Source organism: Streptomyces sp. NPDC058664, assembly GCF_042716635.1.
In the GTDB taxonomy this organism is placed as follows: Bacteria; Actinomycetota; Actinomycetes; order Streptomycetales; family Streptomycetaceae; genus Streptomyces.
Window position 1 is genome coordinate 1 of the sequence record NZ_JBHXRW010000019.1, and the last position, 18385, is coordinate 18385.

General features: G+C 73.0%; 16 protein-coding genes. 5 read left to right on the plus strand and 11 right to left on the minus strand.

Features of this window, described 5'->3' with window-relative positions; all coding sequences use genetic code 11:
* Positions 1 to 571 precede the first annotated feature (571 nt).
* A complete protein-coding gene (trpS, locus tag ACFWUY_RS17220) occupies positions 572 to 1570 on the plus strand; it encodes a tryptophan--tRNA ligase (RefSeq protein WP_384108222.1) in 999 nt (332 codons plus the stop codon).
* Here the strand turns inward: trpS and ACFWUY_RS17225 are convergent.
* On the minus strand, positions 1537 to 2517 hold the full coding sequence (locus ACFWUY_RS17225) for a GlxA family transcriptional regulator (RefSeq protein WP_384108475.1): 981 nt from the start codon (positions 2515 to 2517) through the stop codon (positions 1537 to 1539). The genes trpS and ACFWUY_RS17225 overlap by 34 nt on opposite strands.
* Positions 2518 to 2624: 107 nt before the next feature.
* On the opposite strand from ACFWUY_RS17225, the gene ACFWUY_RS17230 reads away from it, so the two are divergent.
* Complete coding sequence (locus ACFWUY_RS17230) at positions 2625 to 3221, plus strand: cysteine hydrolase family protein (RefSeq protein WP_384108224.1); 597 nt, start codon at positions 2625 to 2627, stop codon at positions 3219 to 3221.
* 24 nt (positions 3222 to 3245) lie between these two features.
* Here ACFWUY_RS17230 and proC read toward each other — a convergent pair whose 3' ends face one another.
* The 5 genes from proC to ACFWUY_RS17255 all read right to left on the minus strand — a co-directional run bounded on the left by proC (position 3246) and on the right by ACFWUY_RS17255 (position 6669).
* Complete coding sequence (gene proC, locus ACFWUY_RS17235; RefSeq protein ID WP_384108226.1) at positions 3246 to 4055, minus strand: pyrroline-5-carboxylate reductase; 810 nt, start codon at positions 4053 to 4055, stop codon at positions 3246 to 3248.
* Positions 4056 to 4139: 84 nt separating this feature from the next.
* A complete protein-coding gene (locus tag ACFWUY_RS17240) occupies positions 4140 to 4877 on the minus strand; it encodes an ABC transporter permease (RefSeq protein ID WP_384108229.1) in 738 nt (245 codons plus the stop codon).
* Complete coding sequence (locus tag ACFWUY_RS17245; protein WP_384108231.1) at positions 4874 to 5755, minus strand: ABC transporter ATP-binding protein; 882 nt, start codon at positions 5753 to 5755, stop codon at positions 4874 to 4876. Before ACFWUY_RS17245 ends, ACFWUY_RS17240 begins: the two co-directional genes overlap by 4 nt.
* A 63-nt stretch (positions 5756 to 5818) precedes the next feature.
* The gene (locus ACFWUY_RS17250) at positions 5819 to 6334 is read right to left on the minus strand and encodes a hypothetical protein (protein ID WP_384108233.1); all 516 of its coding nucleotides are present in this window, start codon (positions 6332 to 6334) and stop codon (positions 5819 to 5821) included.
* Between the two features lie 35 nt (positions 6335 to 6369).
* The gene (locus ACFWUY_RS17255; protein WP_384108235.1) at positions 6370 to 6669 is read right to left on the minus strand and encodes an SH3 domain-containing protein; all 300 of its coding nucleotides are present in this window, start codon (positions 6667 to 6669) and stop codon (positions 6370 to 6372) included.
* A gap of 156 nt (positions 6670 to 6825) precedes the next feature.
* Between ACFWUY_RS17255 and ACFWUY_RS17260 the strand changes: the two genes are divergently transcribed.
* A complete protein-coding gene (locus ACFWUY_RS17260) occupies positions 6826 to 8985 on the plus strand; it encodes a PQQ-binding-like beta-propeller repeat protein (RefSeq protein WP_384108237.1) in 2160 nt (719 codons plus the stop codon).
* A 121-nt stretch (positions 8986 to 9106) separates the two neighbouring features.
* Here ACFWUY_RS17260 and ilvD read toward each other — a convergent pair whose 3' ends face one another.
* From ilvD to ACFWUY_RS17280, 4 genes are all read right to left on the minus strand, one after another.
* Entirely contained in the window at positions 9107 to 10960 is a 1854-nt protein-coding gene (gene ilvD / locus ACFWUY_RS17265) for a dihydroxy-acid dehydratase (RefSeq protein ID WP_384108239.1), read from the minus strand.
* Between the two features lie 133 nt (positions 10961 to 11093).
* Complete coding sequence (locus tag ACFWUY_RS17270) at positions 11094 to 11756, minus strand: TetR family transcriptional regulator (protein WP_384108241.1); 663 nt, start codon at positions 11754 to 11756, stop codon at positions 11094 to 11096.
* Complete coding sequence (locus tag ACFWUY_RS17275; protein ID WP_384108244.1) at positions 11753 to 12589, minus strand: sugar phosphate isomerase/epimerase family protein; 837 nt, start codon at positions 12587 to 12589, stop codon at positions 11753 to 11755. The genes ACFWUY_RS17270 and ACFWUY_RS17275 overlap by 4 nt, the downstream gene beginning before the upstream one ends.
* A 156-nt stretch (positions 12590 to 12745) precedes the next feature.
* The gene (locus ACFWUY_RS17280) at positions 12746 to 13678 is read right to left on the minus strand and encodes a Ppx/GppA family phosphatase (RefSeq protein WP_384108247.1); all 933 of its coding nucleotides are present in this window, start codon (positions 13676 to 13678) and stop codon (positions 12746 to 12748) included.
* 41 nt (positions 13679 to 13719) lie between these two features.
* On the opposite strand from ACFWUY_RS17280, the gene ACFWUY_RS17285 reads away from it, so the two are divergent.
* Positions 13720 to 14631 carry a hypothetical protein gene (locus ACFWUY_RS17285; protein ID WP_384108249.1) on the plus strand — a complete coding sequence of 304 codons (912 nt, stop codon included), beginning with the start codon at positions 13720 to 13722 and terminating at the stop codon, positions 14629 to 14631.
* A gap of 88 nt (positions 14632 to 14719) precedes the next feature.
* On the opposite strand, the gene ACFWUY_RS17290 is transcribed toward ACFWUY_RS17285, so the two are convergent.
* The gene (locus ACFWUY_RS17290; RefSeq protein WP_384108251.1) at positions 14720 to 16534 is read right to left on the minus strand and encodes a hypothetical protein; all 1815 of its coding nucleotides are present in this window, start codon (positions 16532 to 16534) and stop codon (positions 14720 to 14722) included.
* A 160-nt stretch (positions 16535 to 16694) separates the two neighbouring features.
* Between ACFWUY_RS17290 and radA the strand changes: the two genes are divergently transcribed.
* On the plus strand, positions 16695 to 18098 hold the full coding sequence (radA, locus tag ACFWUY_RS17295) for a DNA repair protein RadA (protein ID WP_384108253.1): 1404 nt from the start codon (positions 16695 to 16697) through the stop codon (positions 18096 to 18098).
* Positions 18099 to 18385: the final 287 nt, after the last annotated feature.

An 18385-nucleotide genomic window follows, 5' to 3' on the forward strand; every position in this document is an offset into this window, starting at 1 on the left:
GAACGGACGCTTCCTTCGTACTCACCCTCACGGGCTTTCCTCCGGGCTTTTCCCTCCGGTACTTCGTGTTCTTGCGTTTCCGACTCTATCAGATCCTTTCGGCATCTGATTCCCAGTCAGCGGGATTCGTCTTTCCGGCTGTTGGGCCGTTCCGACGAGTGAGACTTTAGCGGATTCCCTGCCTCCGACGCTAATCGGGGGCTGCGCTCAGATTTCGAACGCGGATTCCCTCATTTCGCAAAAACGCACGGAGAGCACGATGGCGCGGCAAAGCACCATCAGCTTCAGTAGGTCTTGCGGAATGGCTGTCCGGGGCCGACCGGGGTCGGTGCTCACGTCGGACAACTCGGAGAACCTTACGGATCGGCGATTCCCATGTCAACCCAGGCCCTGAGGCGTACTCTCTGCGTATGACTACGCGTGCGCACACCACCCAGTGGTGGGCCGCCTGACGGCGGCCCGCACTCGCGCATGCACCACGCGGCCGCCGCTCTCGGCGGCCGTTCGCGTATCCCCCTCCGGGAGGCGGCCGTCGGGTCGGCGCCCAGGAGAAGAGGGAGAACGAAACGCGATGACGAGGATCTTCAGCGGGGTCAAGCCGACCGGGCACCTGACGCTGGGCAACTACCTCGGGGCCGTCCGGCGGTGGGTCGAGATTGATCAGCATCGGGCGGACGCGCTGTTCAGCGTCGTGGACCTGCATGCGCTGACCGTCGAGCACGAGCCCGCGCGGGTGAGGCGGCTCAGCCGGCAGGCGGCCACGTTGCTCCTCGCCGCGGGGCTCGATCCGGAGCTGTGCACCTTGTTCGTACAGAGTCATGTCGACGAGCACGCGCGGCTGTCGTACCTGCTGGAGTGCACGGCCACGGACGGCGAGCTGCGGCGGATGATCCAGTACAAGGAGAAGAGCGTCCGGGCGCAGGCCGCGGGGCAGGGGGTACGGCTGTCGTTGCTGACGTATCCGGTGCTGATGGCGGCGGACATCCTGGCGTACGGGGCCGACGAGGTGCCGGTGGGTGAGGACCAGACGCAGCACGTGGAGCTGACCCGGGACCTGGCGGTGCGGTTCAACCAGCGGTACGGGCACACGTTCACGGTGCCGAGGGCGACGCGGCCGGAGGTGGCCGCGCGGGTCATGGACCTTCAGGACCCCACGTCGAAGATGGGGAAGTCGCACGTGAACGGGGCCGGGATCGTCTATCTGCTCGATGACGCGGAGACCGTGCGGCGGAAGATCATGCGGGCCGTGACCGACAGCGGGCGGGACGTGGAGTACGACCGGGAGGGCAGGCCAGGGGTCGCCAACCTGCTCGATCTGTTGGCTGCCGCGACGGATGGGAACCCGGAGGCGCTGGCCGGTGTATATGAAACGTACGGAGCGTTGAAGAAGGACACGGCGGACGCGGTCGTCGAGCTGCTGAGGCCCTTGCGGGAGCGGCATGCCGAGCTCGCGGCGGACCCCGGCTTCGTGGATCAGGTGCTACGGGACGGGGCCGAGCGGGCCCGGGGGACGGCTCGGCCCCTGGTGGACCGGGCCTATGGCGCGATCGGGCTGTTGCCTGCCGGGTGACGGAACGCGTTGCGGTAGTCGCGCGGGCTGGTGGCGAGGTGCGAGGCGAAGTGCTGGCGCATCGTGACCTCGCTGCCGAAGCCCGCGCGGCGGGCCACCTCGGGGAGGGGGTGGTCGGTGAGTTCGAGGAGTTTCTGCGCGGCGGCGACACGCCGGCCGATGAGCCAGTGCAGGGGGGTGGTTCCGGTGGTGGCCTGGAAGTGGCGGGCGAAGGAGCGGGGGGACATGCCGGCGCGGGCGGCCAGGGTCGCGACGGTGTGGGGCTCGTCGAGGTGAGCGAGGGCGTGGGCGCGGACGTCGGCCAGGGCGTCGGCGTCGCGGTCGGCGCGGGGAGTGGGGTGCTCGATGAACTGGGCCTGGGTGCCCGTGCGGAAGGGGGCGGTGACCATCGAGCGGGCGATGGAGGCGGCGGCCTCGGCTCCGTGGGCGGTGCGGACGAGGTGGAGGCAGAGGTCGATGCCGGCGGCGGTGCCGGCGGAGGTCCAGATGCCGGTGTCCTCGAGGAAGAGGGCGTCGGGTTCGACCTGGATCTCCGGGTGGCGGGCGGCCAGGGTGTCGGCGAGGTGCCAGTGGGTGACGGCGCGGCGGCCGTCGAGGAGTCCGGCGCGGGCGAGGACGAAGGCGCCGGCGCAGAGCGAGGCGACCGGGATGCCGGCGGTGTGGGCGCGGCGGAGGGCGTCGAGGACGGGGGCCGGAAGGTCGGCGTCGGGGTCTTCGATGCCGGGGACGAGGAGCAGGTCGGTGGTGGTGAGCTCGTCGAGCCAGCTGAGCGGGCGGTCGGGGGTGAGGGTGAGGCCGCCGCGCAGGGGGACGGGGGTGTGCGGATCGGCGGCGGCCCGGCGGAGCTCGAAGGGCGGGACGCCTCGGAGGCTGCGGTCGCTGCCCCAGACCTCGGTGATGACGGAGACGTCGAAGGCCCGGATGCCGGGGAAGGAGAGGAGCGCGATGCGCTGGGGGCGCGAGGGGGGGTGGACGGCACGTGTGGCAGTAAACCATCGATCGCTGTCATTCGTTCCTCTGGGAGAGGGGGTCGGCCGGAGGAAGGATCGTGGACATGGAGATCGCACAGAACGCAGCGCTGGTTGTCATCGACGTGCAGAAGGGCTTCGAGGAGGAGTTCTGGGGGAAGCGGAACAATCCGGCCGCGGAGGAGAACATCGCGGCTCTGATCGACCTGTGGCAGGAGACGGGGCGGCCGGTCGTCTTCGTGCGGCACGACTCGGTGGAGGGCTCGCAGTCGCCGCTGCGGAAGGGGTACGTGGGGAACGACTTCAAGGACTTCGTCGAGGAGCGGCGCGGGAAGGGTGCCGGGCCCGAGCTGCTGGTGACGAAGTCCGTGAACTCTGCCTTCTACGGAGAGCCGTCGCTGCAGGAGTGGCTGGCGGGGCAGGACATCGCGCAGATCGTGATCGTCGGGATCCAGACGAACATGTGCAACGAGACGACGGCCCGGATGGGCGGGAACCTCGGGTTCGACGTGGTGTTCCCGCTGGACGCGATGCACACCTTCGACCTGGAGGGGCCGTTCGGGTGGTCGCGGAGCGCCGACGAGCTGTCCCGGGCGACGGCCGTGTCCCTGCACGGGGGGCAGTTCGCGAAGGTCGTGTCGACGGAGGAGGTCGTGGAGGGGGTGTCCGCCGGGGGCCGGTGACCCCGGCGGGGCGGGGGCAGGGCGTCAGCTGTTGCCCGAGGCGAGTTCGCGGCTGCGGTCGCGGGCGGCTTCGAGGGCGGCGATGAGGGCGGCGCGGACGCCGTGGTTCTCCAGCTCGCGGATGGCGCTGATGGTGGTGCCGGCCGGAGAGGTGACGGCCTCGCGGAGTTTGACCGGGTGTTCGCCGCTGTCGCGGAGCATCACGGCGGCGCCGATGGCGGCCTGGACGATGAGGTCGTGGGCCTGGGCGCGGGGCAGGCCGAGGAGGATGCCGGCGTCGGTCATGGCCTCGACCAGGAAGTAGAAGTAGGCGGGGCCGGAGCCGGAGAGGGCGGTGGCCGCGTCCTGCTGGGACTCGGGGACGCGAAGGGTCTTGCCGACGCCGCCGAAGATCTCCTCGGTGTGGGCGAGGTGCTCGGGGGTGGCGTGACTGCCGGCCGAGATGACGGACATCCCCTCGTCGACCAGGACGGGGGTGTTGGGCATGACGCGGACCACGGGGGTGCCGGTGGCGAGGCGCTCCTCGATGAAGGAGGTGGGGATGCCGGCGGCGGCACTGATGACCAGGCGGTCGGCGGCGACGTGCGGGGCGAGTTCGTCGAGGAGGCGGCCCATGTCCTGGGGCTTGACGGCCAGGATGAGGGTGTCGGCGCGCTTGGCGGCCTCGGCGTTGGTGACGGTCTCGACGCCGTAGCGGGTGCGCAGTTCCTCGGCGCGTTCGGCGCGGCGGGCGGTGACCAGGAGGTTCGCGGGGCGCCAGCCCGCGCGGATCATGCCGCTGAGGAGCGCTTCACCGATCTTGCCGGTGCCGAGGACTGCGACGGTCTGGGTCATGGCTCTGTTCACCTCGCCGGAGGGGGTACGTGTCGTCATCCTCGCACCGGTGGGCCGGGTGGTGTGCGGGTGTCCGAGGGGCGGTCAGGCGGTGCGGCGGCGAAGGGTGGCCGCGCCGAGGCCGAGGACGAGGAGGGCGCAGCCGGCGACGACGAGGGCGTCGCGGACGAAGTCGCCGGTGATGTCGGGGTGGCGGAGGACCTGGTTCATGCCGTCGACGGCGTACGACATCGGCAGGACGCCGGAGATCGCTTCGAGGGCGGGGGCCATCCGGTCGCGCGGGGTGAACAGTCCGCAGAGCAGCAGCTGGGGGAAGATCACGGCCGGCATGAACTGGACGGCCTGGAACTCGGAGGCGGCGAAGGCGGAGACGAAGAGGCCGAGGGCGGTGCCGAGGAGGGCATCGAGGAGGGCGACAAGGAGCAGGAGCCAGGGGGAGCCGATGACGTCGAGGCCGAGGAACCAGATGGCGAGGCCGGTGGCCAGGGTGGACTGGACGACGGCGAGGAGGCCGAAGGCGAGGGCGTAGCCGGCGATGAGGTCGGCCTTGCCGAGGGGCATGGCGAGGAGGCGTTCCAGGGTGCCGGAGGTGCGTTCGCGGAGGGTGGCGATGGAGGTCACCAGGAACATCGTGATGAGCGGGAAGATGCCGAGGAGGGAGGCGCCGATGTTGTCGAAGGTGCCCGGGCTTCCGTCGAAGACGTACCGGAGCAGGAAGAGCATGACGCAGGGCACGAGGAGCATCAGGGCGATCGAGCGGGGGTCGTGGCGCAGCTGACGCAGGACGCGGGCGGCGGTGGCGAGGGTGCGGGCGCTGCTCATGGCCGGGGCTCCTCCTGGGTGGTTCGGGGGTGCGGGTGCGCTGCTCGGGCGGCTGCGGCGTCGACCAGGTGGAGGAAGGCCTCCTCGACGGTGGCGGTGTCGTTCCGGTGGCGGAGGGCTTCGGGGGTGTCGTCGGCGAGGATCTCGCCCTCGCGCATGAGGAGGAGTCGGTGGCAGCGTTCGGCCTCGTCCATGACGTGTGAGGAGACGAGGAGCGTCGTGCCTCGGTCGGTGGCGATCTGGTGGAAGAGGTTCCACAGGTCGCGGCGGAGGACGGGGTCGAGGCCGACGGTGGGTTCGTCGAGGACGAGGAGTTCGGGGGTGCCGAGGAGGGCGACGGCGAGGGAGACGCGGCTGCGCTGGCCGCCGGAGAGCCGGCCGGCGAGGGAGTCGGCGTGCGAGGCGAGGTCGACGTCGGTGATGGCCCGGTCGACGGCCGTGCGGCGGTCGTGGCGGTGGGCACGGCCGGGGAGCAGTACGGCGGCGAAGTAGTCGAGGTTCTGACGGACGGTGAGGTCGTCGTAGACGGAGGGGGCCTGGGTGACGTAGCCGATGCGGGAGCGGAGGGTGGGGTCGCCCGCGGGGCGGCCGAGGACTTCGAGGGTTCCCTCGACCTTGGCCTGGGTGCCGACGATCGCGCGCATGAGGGTGGACTTGCCGCAGCCGGAGGGGCCGAGGAGGCCGGTGATCCGGCCGGCCGGGACGGTGAAGTCGAGGCCGCGCAGGACGGTGCGGGAGCCTCGGACGGCGGTGAGGTGGTGGGCGGTGACGGCCGGGGTTCGGGTGGTGTCGGCCGGGGCGTGGGTGGTGATGGCCGGGTCGGCGGTGGCCTTGGGCGTGGCCTTGTCGGCGGCCTCACCCGCCGGATAATTCATCATGTGATGAATAGTGCGCCTGGGGGTGCCGACCGTCAAGGATCCGGGGGTCGCATGTGCCCGGGGCTAGTTGCGCCTGGGCTTCCTGCGGGCGGACGGGTTGCCGGTGCGGGCGCCGCGGCGCTTCTCGTACCGGGTGCGGGCCGTCTCGTACTCCGTGCGGTGCAGTTTCTCGCCGGGGGCCTCGACGAGGCAGCGGACGCAGTAGGCGAGGAGCGAGCCGATGAAGCCGATCGCCTTGAGGCTGCGCAGGGACTCCTCGCGGGCCGGGTCGGCGGGCCGGCGGAGGAAGCCCTCCCAGGTCTTACGGAAGGCGATGGCGCTGCAGACGGCGAACATGACGACGACCAGCGTGTTCAGGATGCCGCCGACGTCCGCGATCTGCAGGCCCTGGTAGGCGAAGCGCAGCAGGAAGCCGGCCGCGACCGCGGCGGCGAGCGAGCCGGCGGCCAGGCCGGCGCGGCGCAGCGCGTAGTGGCCGCCGTGGTCGACCCAGGTCGTGCCGAAGAAGCGGATCTCCTCGGGCCGGGGGCCGGCGGGGGTGCCACCGGTCGTGCTGGGGGTCTGCTCTTCGTCGCTCACGAGGTCGATTATCCCCGGGGCGACGGAGGAGGGTCTCAGGCGCAGCGCGGCGCGACGAAGCCGTCGCTGCCCGTACGCACGTAAGCGTCGGAGACGTACTCACCCGGCGCTATGTTGTCCCAGATCCGCGTGGTGCCGTAGGGGCCGCTGATCCATTCGCCGTTCTTCTGGCAGGAGATCGCCACGGTGGTGTCCAGGGGCAGGACCCGGACGATCGGGTACTGGGTGCTCGGCCCCGAGCGCACGTTGACCCGGTAGCCCGGCGCGACCGCGTAGCGCGTCGCGCTCAACGTGGTCACGGTCTCCCCGGCGGGCTTCTTCTCGTCCGTACCCATGGTGTCCTCCCCCTTGGCGCAAAAGCGCTCCACTGAGTTTCACTCTGTGCGACGCGCAGGCTAGCAAGCTCCACCGACATCGCGAGGCCCATGGACTAGGCTCCGTCGGGTCGCGCACGTGCGCGCGAGTGACGGGGACTCACACGGGGGTGGGCGATGCCGCCGTTGCGCGGTACCGGTGCCGGCCGGGAAGCGGAGGGGCCCGAGTACGCGGGCGACTACCGTCTCCAGGCATGTCTGGGCGCCGGCGGCATGGGCGTCGTACACCTCGCGGCCTCGGCCTCCGGGCTGAGACTCGCGGTCAAGGTCGTGCACGCACGGTATGCGGAGGACCCCGAGTTCCGAGCGCGTTTCCGCCAGGAGGTCGCCGCCGCGCGCCGGGTCAGCGGAGCCTTCACCGCGCCGGTCGTCGACGCCGACCCGGATGCCGTACGCCCCTGGATGGCCACCCTCTACGTCCCCGGGCCCACGCTCGCCGACCAGGTCAAGCGGAACGGTCCGCTGGCTCCGGCCGAGCTGCGCCGGCTCACCGCCGGACTCGCGGAGGCACTGCGCGACATCCACCGCGCCGGTGTCGTGCACCGCGATCTGAAGCCCAGCAACGTCCTGCTCACCGACACCGGCCCCAAGGTCATCGACTTCGGCATCTCGCGGCCGGTCGACAGCGATCTGCGCACGGAGACGGGCAAGCTCATCGGCTCGCCGCCGTTCATGGCGCCCGAGCAGTTCCAGCGGCCGAGGGAGGTCGGGCCCGCGGCGGACGTGTTCGCGCTGGGTTCCGTGCTGGTCCACGCGGCGACCGGGCATGGTCCCTTCGACTCCGACAGCCCGTACATCGTGGCGTACCAGGTCGTCCACGACGAGCCGGATCTGACCGGTGTGCCGGTGGAGCTGGCGCCGCTGGTCGCGCGTTGCCTCGCCAAGGAGCCCGCCGAGCGGCCGACGCCGGACCAGATCATGGCGGCGCTGCTGCCGCCCTCGTACGCGGCGGAGGCGTTCATACCGGCGCAGCGCCGACGGCCCGCCCTGCCGGACGGGGAGGACCGCGCCCAGGGTCCCGCGCCCGCGTGGGACGCGGACACGCCGGTACGCGCCCCCGCGGCTCCTCCGCGCCGCCGGGGCACGCGCGTCCGGCCGCGGCTGCCGATCGCCGTCGCCGCCGCGGTCGCGCTGGCCGGGGTCGGTCTGTACGCGGTCCTGAGCCCCTCGGCGCCCGGCGGTCCCGAGACCCCCACCCGCCCGGCCGAGGTGGCCAAGGCCTTCGTCGGCTGGCAGACCACACTCCAGAAGCACGGGCCCACGGTCGCGCCCGCGTGCACCCACGGCGGGGGCGCGCTGTACTGCTCGGCGCGGGGCGTGGACCTCGCCCGGCTCGACCCGGTGACGGGACGGGTCCTCTGGTCCCGGCCCGTCCCCGTCAGGGCGGAGTCCCCGGCCACCCCCTTCCCGCTCGCGGACGGCCTGGTCGGCGCCGCCGCCCCGGCGGGCCCGCTGCGGGCGTACGCGGCCGCCGGCGGCACGCCCGGCTGGAGCGCCGGGGCGAAGCTCCCCGAGCTGTACCGGCCGGCCGGGACCGCCGTCGTGCTCTCCGACGGACAGGGCGGGATCCGGGCCGTCGACAGCCGGAGCGGCAAGGAGCTCTGGCGGCACGGTCTCGCCGGCTTCGGAGTTCCGCGGCCGGGTCCGTACGACGCCCCGTCCGGGCTGCTCACGGTTTCCGAGACCTCGCCCGACGGGACGCGCACGCGGATCGGCACCGTCCGGCCCCGTACCGGCGAGGTGAACTGGCGGCGCGACCTGGACGGCGGCCTCGACCCGCTGGGTCGTACCGACGACGGAGCGCTGGTCCTCGCCTCGCTCCACCAGACCTCACTGGTCGACGCCCTCGTCCTGCTCGACCCGGACGACGGCGCGGTGCGGCGGCTCCCCCTCCCCTACCGGATCGACGTCCGGGGCGTCGCCGTGCGCGGCTCGGTCGTCCATGTGCTCGACGCGAACGGGCACCTCACCGCCTTCGACACGGCGGCGCCGAAGGGGCGGGTGCTGTGGGGGCTGGAGACGGGCGCCGGGAACGTGTCCGCGCCGGTCGTCGGCCCCGGTGACCGGCTCTACTTCTCCGTCCAGGACGGGCGGCTGCTCGCCGTCGACACCGTACGCGGCGCCCTGATCGGCCAGACCCGGCCGCGGCTGCTCAACGGGCGGCTCGACTACGCGCCCCTGGTGCCGCCGCCGCTGGTCGTGGGGGACCGGGTGTTCGGGACGGCCCCGGACGGCTCCGTCTTCGCGGTGGACACGCAGGACCCCGCGTCCTGGTGAGTCACGCGGGCGCGTAGCCCGTGCGCGTACCCGGGAAACACCGCGGCGGCGGGGAGCGGGCATCGTGTGCCGCTCCCCGCCGCCGCGGGTCGTCGCCGGGGTCGGCCGATCGTCGCCGGGCTCAGCCGAGCTTGGTCACGTCCCTGACCGCGCCCTTGTCGGCGCTCGTCGCCATCGCCGCGTACGCGCGCAGGGCCGCCGACACCTTGCGCTGCCGGTTCTTCGGCGCGTACACGCCGTTCAGCGCATCCTTGCGGGCGGCGAGGGTGGCCTCGTCGACGAGGAGCTCGATCGAGCGGTTCGGGATGTCGATGCGGATCCGGTCGCCGTCCTCGACGAGGGCGATCGTGCCGCCCGAGGCCGCCTCCGGCGAGGCGTGACCGATGGACAGGCCCGACGTGCCGCCGGAGAAGCGGCCGTCCGTGACAAGCGCGCAGGTCTTGCCCAGGCCCCGGCCTTTGAGGAAGGAGGTCGGGTAGAGCATCTCCTGCATGCCGGGGCCGCCGCGCGGGCCCTCGTAGCGGATGACGACCACGTCGCCGTCCTTGACCTGCTTGTTCAGGATCTTCTCGACGGCCTCGTCCTGGGACTCGCAGACCACGGCCGGGCCCTCGAAGGTCCAGATCGACTCGTCGACACCGGCCGTCTTGACCACGCAGCCGTCGGCGGCGAGGTTGCCGTGCAGGACCGCGAGGCCGCCGTCCTTCGAGTACGCGTGGGCCGCGTCGCGGATGCAGCCGCCGGCCGCGTCCACGTCAAGGGCGGCCCAGCGCTCGGACTGGGAGAAGGCGGTCGCCGAGCGGACGCAGCCGGGGGCCGCGTGGAACAGCTCGACGGCCTCCTCCGACGCGGAGCCGCCGCGGACGTCCCAGGTGTCCAGCCACTCCTTGATGGAACGGGAGTGGACGGAGTGGACGTCCTCGTCGAGGAGACCTGCGCGGTAGAGCTCGCCGAGGAGGGCCGGGATGCCGCCGGCCCGGTGCACGTCCTCCATGTAGTACGTGCGGTCCTTGGCGACGTTCGGGGCGACCTTGGCCAGACAGGGGACCCGGCGCGAGACCTCGTCCATGTCCGGCAGGCCGTAGTCGAGCTCGGCCTCCTGCGCTGCGGCGAGCAGGTGCAGGATCGTGTTGGTCGAGCCGCCCATGGCGATGTCGAGGGCCATGGCGTTCTCGAAGGCCCCGCGGGTCGCGATCGAACGGGGCAGGACGGAGGCGTCGTCCTCGTCGTAGTAGCGACGGGTGATGTCGACGACCGTGCGGGCCGCGGCCTCGTACAGTCCCTTGCGGGCGGTGTGGGTGGCGAGCAGCGAGCCGTTGCCGGGGAGGGAGAGGCCGATCGCCTCGGTCAGGCAGTTCATCGAGTTGGCGGTGAACATGCCGGAACAGGACCCGCAGGTCGGGCAGGCGTTCTCCTCGATCCGGAGGATGTCCTCGTCCGAGATCTTCGGGTTCACGGCGTCGGACATCGCGTCGACCAGGTCGAGCGTGCGGACCGTGCCGTCGACCAGGGTCGCGCGCCCGGCTTCCATCGGGCCGCCGGAGACGAAGACCGTCGGGATGTTGAGGCGCAGGGCGGCCATCAGCATGCCGGGGGTGATCTTGTCGCAGTTGGAGATGCAGATCAGGGCGTCGGCGCAGTGCGCCTCGACCATGTACTCCACGCTGTCCGCGATCAGGTCGCGGGAGGGCAGCGAGTAGAGCATGCCGCCGTGACCCATCGCGATGCCGTCGTCGACGGCGATCGTGTTGAACTCGCGCGGGATGGCACCGGCGGCCGTGATGGCCTCGGAGACGATCCGGCCGACGGGCTGGAGGTGGGTGTGGCCCGGGACGAACTCCGTGAAGGAGTTGGCGACCGCGATGATCGGCTTCCGGCCGATGTCCGCGCCGGGTACACCGGAGGCGCGCATAAGGGCGCGTGCGCCCGCCATATTGCGACCGTGGGTGACTGTGCGGGACCTCAGCTCGGGCATCGTCGCTCGCTCCTCGTGATGGGTGTGCTTGCTTTCGAGCGTACGCCGACGGCCCAAGATCTGGACAGCGCGTCCGTATGCCGGACGAGGTGTTCAGCTTTCGGTCAGTTGCCGCTCGGCGCCCCCATGGCCCTCAGGACTCGGTCAGGTACCGCTGGAGGGTCGGGGCCACCATCGCCACGATCTTCTCCGGGTCCGCCGACGCCAGCGGCTCGACCTGGATCACGTACCGCATGATCGCGATCCCGATCATGTGCGAGGCCGCCAGCTCCGCGCGGAACTTGGGGTCCGGTACGTCGAGCTCGTCCGCGATCCGCTCCAGGAGCCGTCGCAGCACGAAGGTCCGCAGCACCTTGGCCGCGGCCTCGTGGGTCAGCGCGGAGCGGACGATCGCGAGGAGCGGGGCGCGGCTGACCGGGTTCTCCCAGACGCCGATGAAGAACCGCGCGAGCCGCTCCCCGATGCCCTCGCGCGGGCCGCCGACGATCGCGGGGACGACGGTCGCCGGTTCGAAGGAGACCTCGATCGCGGCGGCGAAGACCTCGTCCTTCGTACCGAAGTAGTGGTGCACGAGCGCCGGGTCGACCCCGGCCGCCTTGGCGATGCCGCGTACCGAGGCCTTGTCGTAGCCGCGCTCGGCGAACTGGGCGCGGGCCGCCTCCAGGATGCGCTCGCGCGCGCCGGGTCCGCCCTCCTCCCCGGTGCGGGAGGGGCGGCCGCGCCGACGTGGGGCCGGTCCGGTCGGTCCGGACTCGGTCGGTCCGGTCGGTCCGGTCGGTCCGGTCGGTCCGGTCACGGTCGGCGGACCCGGGAGGAGCGGGTGGCGGCCGACGCGAGGTGGAGCCGGGTGAACGCCAGGGCCTCCGCGAGATCGGCCTCGCGTTCGGCGGCTGACATCGCGCGGCGGGTGTTTACCTCGATGACGACGTGCCCGTCGAAGCCGGTGAGCGCGAGGCGCTCCAGGAGCTCGGCGCAGGGCTGGGTGCCGCGCCCGGGGACCAGGTGCTCGTCCTTGGCGGAGCCCTTGCCGTCGGCGAGGTGGACGTGGCCGAGCCGGTCGCCCATGCGGTCGATCATCGCGAGGGCGTCGGTGCGGGCGGTCGCGGTGTGCGACAGGTCGACCGTGAAGTGCCGGTAGTCGTCCTTGGTGACGTCCCACTCGGGGGCGTACGCGAGCATCTCGCGGTCCTTGTACCGCCACGGGTACATGTTCTCGACGGCGAACCGCACGTCGGTCTCGTCCGCCATCCGCCAGATGCCGGTGACGAAGTCCTTGGCGTACTGGCGCTGCCAGCGGAACGGGGGGTGGACGACCACGGTGGACGCGCCGAGCTTCTCGGCCGCCGCCCGTGCGCGCCGGAGCTTGACCCACGGGTCGGTGGACCAGACGCGCTGGGTGATGAGGAGGCAGGGGGCGTGCACGGCCAGGATCGGCACCTGGTGGTAGTCGGAGAGCCGGCGCAGTGCCTCGACGTCCTGGCTGACCGGATCGGTCCACACCATGACCTCGACACCGTCGTAGCCGAGGCGCGCGGCGACCTCGAAGGCCGTCGCCGTCGACTCCGGATAGACCGAGGCCGTCGACAGGGCGACCTTCGCATCCGGGACGCGCACCACTGGTTCTGCCACGGGGACAGGGTACGGGGCGGGCCGGGGAGTGGAGGGTGGTTCAGGTCACGCCGGGCTTCCGTCCCCCTGGCCGCCCTGTGCCGCCCTGCGGCCGCGTACGGTCCGCGCACCCCGGTCCGGGGCCGCCGGCCGGTCCCGTCCCGGGCCGTCCACCGGTCAGTGCTCCGGCAGGTGGTCCAGGCGGCGGAGGATGACGCCCTCGCGCAGGGCCCAGGGGCAGATCTCCAGTTCCTCCACGCCGAGCAGGTCCATCGCGCCCTCCGCGACGAGCGCGCCCGCGAGGAGCTGTCCGGCGCGGCCCTCCGAGACGCCCGGCAGGGCCGCGCGCTCGGGGATGGTCATCCCCGCGAGGCGCGGGACCCACTCCTCGAGGGACTTGCGGGTCAGGATCCGCTGGACGTAGAGCCCCTCGCCCGAGCCGGGGGCGCCGGCGATCCTGGCCAGCTGCTTGAAGGTCTTGGAGGTGGCCACGACGTGGTCGGGGCGGCCGGCGCGGCTGAAGACTCCGACCGTACGGGCGATCTGCGCGCGCACGTGGCGGCGGAGGGCCTTCACGTCGTCGAGGTCGGCCGGGTCCCCCGGCAGCCAGCCGGCGGTCAGCCGGCCAGCGCCGAGCGGCAGGGAGACGGCCGTGTCGGGGTCCTCGTCGATGCCGTACGCGACTTCGAGGGAGCCGCCCCCGATGTCGAGGAGGAGCAGTTTGCCGGCGGACCAGCCGAACCAGCGGCGGGCGGCGAGGAAGGTGAGCCGGGCCTCCTCCTCGCCGGTGAGGACCTGGAGGTCGACCCCGGTCTCGTCCTTCACGCACGCGAGGACGGCGTCGGCGTTGCTGGCCTCGCGGATCGCGGAGGTCGCGAACGGCAGCACCTCCTCGCAGCCCTTGTCCTCGGCGGCCAGGAGGGCGTCCCGGACGGTCGCGGTGAGCCGCTCGACGCCGTGGGGCGCGATGGCGCCCCGTTCGTCGAGGAGTTCGGCGAGCCGGAGCTCCACCTTGTGGGAATGGGCGGGCAGCGGCCGGGCGCCGGGGTGGGCGTCCACCACCAGGAAGTGCGCCGTGTTCGAACCGACGTCGAGGACTCCGAGTCTCATGGGCGGAACGGTACTGCGCGCACCCGCATACGCTTGGTGTTGTGCCAAAGACGAAGAAGGCGAAGCCGGGCAAGGACAGCGGCGGCGACACGGGTGTGCCGGCCGTGACGGCTGTGACGGACGTGAAGGCCGGCGGGGCGACCGGGGCCGCCGAGGCGGGCAAGGCCGTGAAGAGCGGCAAGAAGCGGGGAAAGAACGTGGAGCCGGACGAGAAGGGCCTCGACTTCGCGCGCGCATGGGTCGAGTTTCCCGACCCGGCCGACGAGGAGCAGGTCTTCCGCTGCGACCTGACCTGGCTGACCTCGCGCTGGTCGTGCATCTTCGGCAGCGGCTGCCAGGGCATCCAGGCGGGCCGGGCCGACGACGGCTGCTGCACGCTGGGCGCGCACTTCTCCGACGAGGACGACGAGAAGCGGGTCGCGACGCACGTGGCACGCCTCACTCCGGAGCTCTGGCAGTTCCACGACGTCGGTACGGAGACGGGCTGGGTACAGCTCGACGAGGACGGCGACCGGCAGACCCGCCGCTGGGAGGGGTCCTGCATCTTCCAGAACCGTCCCGGGTTCCCGGGCGGCGCGGGCTGCTCGCTGCACATCCTGGCCCTCAGGGAGGGCAAGGAGCCGCTGGAGACCAAGCCGGACGTCTGCTGGCAGCTGCCGGTGCGGCGCACGTACGACTGGATCGACCGGCCCGACGACACGCGGGTCCTCCAGGTGTCGATCGGTGAGTACGACCGCCGGGGCTGGGGTCCTGGCGGCCACGACCTGCACTGGTGGTGCACCTCGGCCACGTCGGCGCACGGCGCCGGGGAGCCGGTCTACGTCACGTACCGGCCCGAGCTCACCGAGATGATGGGCAAGGAGGCGTACGAGGTCCTGGCCGGGCTGTGTGAGGCGCGGCTCTCCTCGCAGCTGCCGCTGGTGGCCCCGCACCCGGCCGACCCGAAGGCCTAACCGCCGGGCCCCGCATCCGGCCGGCCCGAAGGCCTAACCGCCGGGCCCGGCCCCGTACGCCGGTCGGTCCGGAGGCCCGGGAGCCCGTTCAGGACGTGGGCGACGAGGGTGACTCCTCCGTCGTCGGCGGCGGGGTCGTCGGCTCCGTCGTGCCCGGGTCCGTCGTGGTCGGGGGCGGTTCCTCCGTCGTCGGCGGCGGAGTCGTCGGCTCCGTGGTCGGCTCCGTGGTCGGCGGAGTGGTCGACGGAGGTGTCGTCGGTGGTTCCTCCGTCGTCGGCGGCGGAGTCGTCGGCTCCGTGGTCGGCGGGCTCGTCGGCGGGGTCGTCGGCTCGGTGGTCGTCGGCGGCGGGGTGACCGGGTCGGCCGGGTCCACCGGGGCGGCCGGCGGAGGGGCGCCGACCCCGCGCCCGTCGATCCTGACCACCGCGCCCGAGGGGTTCACCCCGATCCTGGCGCTCCACGCGCCCCGGGGTGCCCGGCCGTGGTCGACGCGGACGGCGATCGTGATCGTCTCGCCGGGACGGAGCGTGCCGGAGGCGCGGCTCACGTACAGCCAGGGCGCGTCCGTCCACAGCGACCACTCGACGGGGGAGCCCCCGGAGGCGGTGAGGGTGAGCAGGGTCAGGTCGCCGTGGCCGCGCGCCGCGACCGTGAGCCAGCCCGACGCGGCCCCGCCGGGGCGGGTCGGGTCCATGGGGCCGGTGGGGCCGCCGGGGCTGATCACCTCGACGGAGACGTCGGGGGCGCGGCTGCCCCGGGTGAAGCGGGGCTCGGGGGTCGTACGGGCGTTGCCCGCGTTCTCGTACCGGTCGTAGGGGCGGCCGTCGGGGCCGACCGGTTCGTCCGCCTCGCGCGCACTGACCCGGGACCCGTCGTGGGCGCTCACGTCGGCGGCCGGAACGCCCCGGTAGGAGGTCCACAGGGCGAGGACGGGTGCGGCGACCACGGCCGCGACCACGGTGGTCGTCACCGCCCGGGCCCGCATCCGGTCGCGGCGGGCCGCATGGTCCTTCGGGTCCATGGGGAAGCCGGTCGGCATGAAGCGGGGGGCTCCGGCACGCGCGCGGGGGACGTGCAGCATCGCCATGTACGCGGCGGCCCGGGGCGCCTCGACGAGCGGCAGCCCGGCCGGGGGCAGGGCTCCGGCGCCCGGCCAGGGGCCGGCGGCGCCGACGCGTTCGGCGGCCCGCCGGCAGCGGGGGCAGTCGTCTACGTGCCGGACGAGTTCGGCCCGCAGGGCGGCCGACAGGAGTACCCGCTGGTCGCCGGTGAGCCGGGCGACGGTGGGGCAGCTCCCGGTCTCGACGACGGCGAGGGCGGCCCGGGTGCGCTCGACCTCGCAGCCGGCGGTGGCGAGGAGTTCGCGGGCGGCGAGCGGGTCGAGGGAGAGCACCGCGGCGACCTGACGGTGGCTGAGCCCGTGCCGTACGGCCAGCTCCAGGGCCTCGCGCTGCTCGGGCGTGGTGCCGGCGGCCTCGGGCCAGGCGAGCAGCGCGAGCTCGGCGCGGCGCCGCTCGGCGGTCTCCTCGGGGATCCGGGGCGGCTCGGGCGCGGTGACGGCGGGCCGGCCGGTGTGGGCGCCCTGGCGCTTGCGGCGCTGCTCGCCGAGGCTGCGCAGACAGGCCCAGCGGGCGAGGGCGTACAGCCAGGCCGTACGGCCGTCCTCGTCGGAGGGGCAGCGGCCGTGGTGGCGCTCGGCGACGGCGAGGACGTCGCCGAGAACGGCGGTGGCCGTGTCGTGGTCGCAGAGCACGGAGAGGCAGTACGTGAAGAGGCCGTCGAGGGCGGCCTCGTAGCGGGCGGGGGGCCGGCGGCCGAGCGTGCGCGGTCCCTCGTCCGTGGCGCGGTGCGCCCCGTGTGCGCCGGTGGGGCGTCCGTGAGATTCCAGCCTGCTGCTCGTCACCCGGTGACCGTAGGCAGCACGGGGGGCACTTTTCGTACCGGTCGCGTTCTTCTCATTCTTACGGGTGAAGGTATCGCTCGAAAGGGGACAGGAACCGGTCGTTCCGGGGCCGGGAACCGGTCCGGGGCCCGTTGTCAGTGGGGGCCGCTACGGTGGCGACATGGCTGCCCGTACGAAATCGACCAAGGACAGGCCGTCCTACCGCTGCACCGAGTGCGGCTGGCAGACGGCCAAGTGGCTCGGCCGCTGCCCCGAGTGCCAGGCCTGGGGGACGGTCGAGGAGTACGGCGCGCCCGCCGTCCGCACGACCGCGGCGGGCCGGGTCTCCACCGCCGCCGTCCCCATCGGGCAGGTCGACGGCCGGCAGGCCACCGCCCGCTCCACCGGCGTCGACGAGCTGGACCGGGTGCTCGGCGGAGGTCTCGTGCCCGGCGCCGTCGTGCTGCTCGCGGGCGAGCCGGGCGTCGGCAAGTCCACGCTCCTGCTCGACGTGGCGGCCAAGGCGGCGAGCGACGAGCACCGCACGCTCTACGTGACGGGCGAGGAGTCCGCGAGCCAGGTCCGGCTGCGCGCCGACCGGATCAACGCGCTCAGCGACCACCTGTACCTGGCGGCCGAGACCGATCTGTCGGCGGTCCTCGGGCACCTCGACGCCGTGAAGCCGTCGCTCCTGATCATGGACTCGGTGCAGACCGTCGCCTCCCCCGAGATCGACGGCGCGCCCGGCGGCATGGCCCAGGTCCGCGAGGTCGCGGGGGCCCTCATCCGGGCCTCCAAGGAGCGGGGCATGTCCACGCTCCTCGTCGGCCACGTCACCAAGGACGGGGCCATCGCCGGTCCCCGGCTCCTGGAGCACCTGGTCGACGTCGTCCTGAGCTTCGAGGGCGACCGGCACGCGCGCCTGCGGCTGGTCCGGGGCGTCAAGAACCGGTACGGGGCGACCGACGAGGTCGGCTGCTTCGAGCTGCACGACGAGGGCATCACGGGTCTGGCCGACCCCTCCGGGCTCTTCCTGACCCGGCGTGACGTGGCCGTGCCGGGCACCTGTCTGACGGTCACCCTGGAGGGCCGCCGGCCGCTGGTCGCCGAGGTCCAGTCGCTGACCGTGGACTCCCAGATCCCCTCCCCGCGCCGGACCGTCTCCGGTCTGGAGACCTCCCGCGTCTCGATGATGCTGGCGGTCCTGGAGCAGCGCGGCCGGATCAGCGCGCTGGGCAAGCGGGACATCTACAGCGCGACCGTGGGCGGCGTGAAGCTCACCGAGCCCGCCGCCGACCTGGCGATCGCGCTCGCCCTCGCCTCCGCGGCGAGCGACACCCCGCTGCCGAAGAACCTGGTGGCGATCGGCGAGGTCGGGCTCGCGGGCGAGGTCCGGCGGGTCACGGGCGTCCAGCGCCGGCTGGCCGAGGCGCACCGGCTGGGCTTCACGCACGCGCTGGTCCCGACGGACCCGGGCAAGGTGCCGGCGGGCATGAAGGTGACGGAGGTCGCGGACATGGGCGACGCCCTGCGGGTGCTGCCGCGCGGCCGGCGCGCGAAGGCCCCGGAGACGGCGGAGGGGTAGGCACCCCTTCACGGCTTCACGGCTTCACGGCCGAGGGGCGGGGGTGCCCCGTACGGCGGAGACATAAGAGGGCAGTCCATACGGCGGAGGCGTGGGGGGAGGAACAGTCCGTACGGCCGCGGCGTAAGGGGGACAGTCCGTGCGGCCGAGAGGCAGGGGTACCCCGTACACGGGGGTGACAGGTTCGCTCCGTACGCTTCACGGAGGCGCGGAGGGTTAGGTCCGTGCCGGGGCGGGGACCCCTTTCGGACCACCCGGGATCGGTCGGGGGCGGAGGGCGGCGGGGT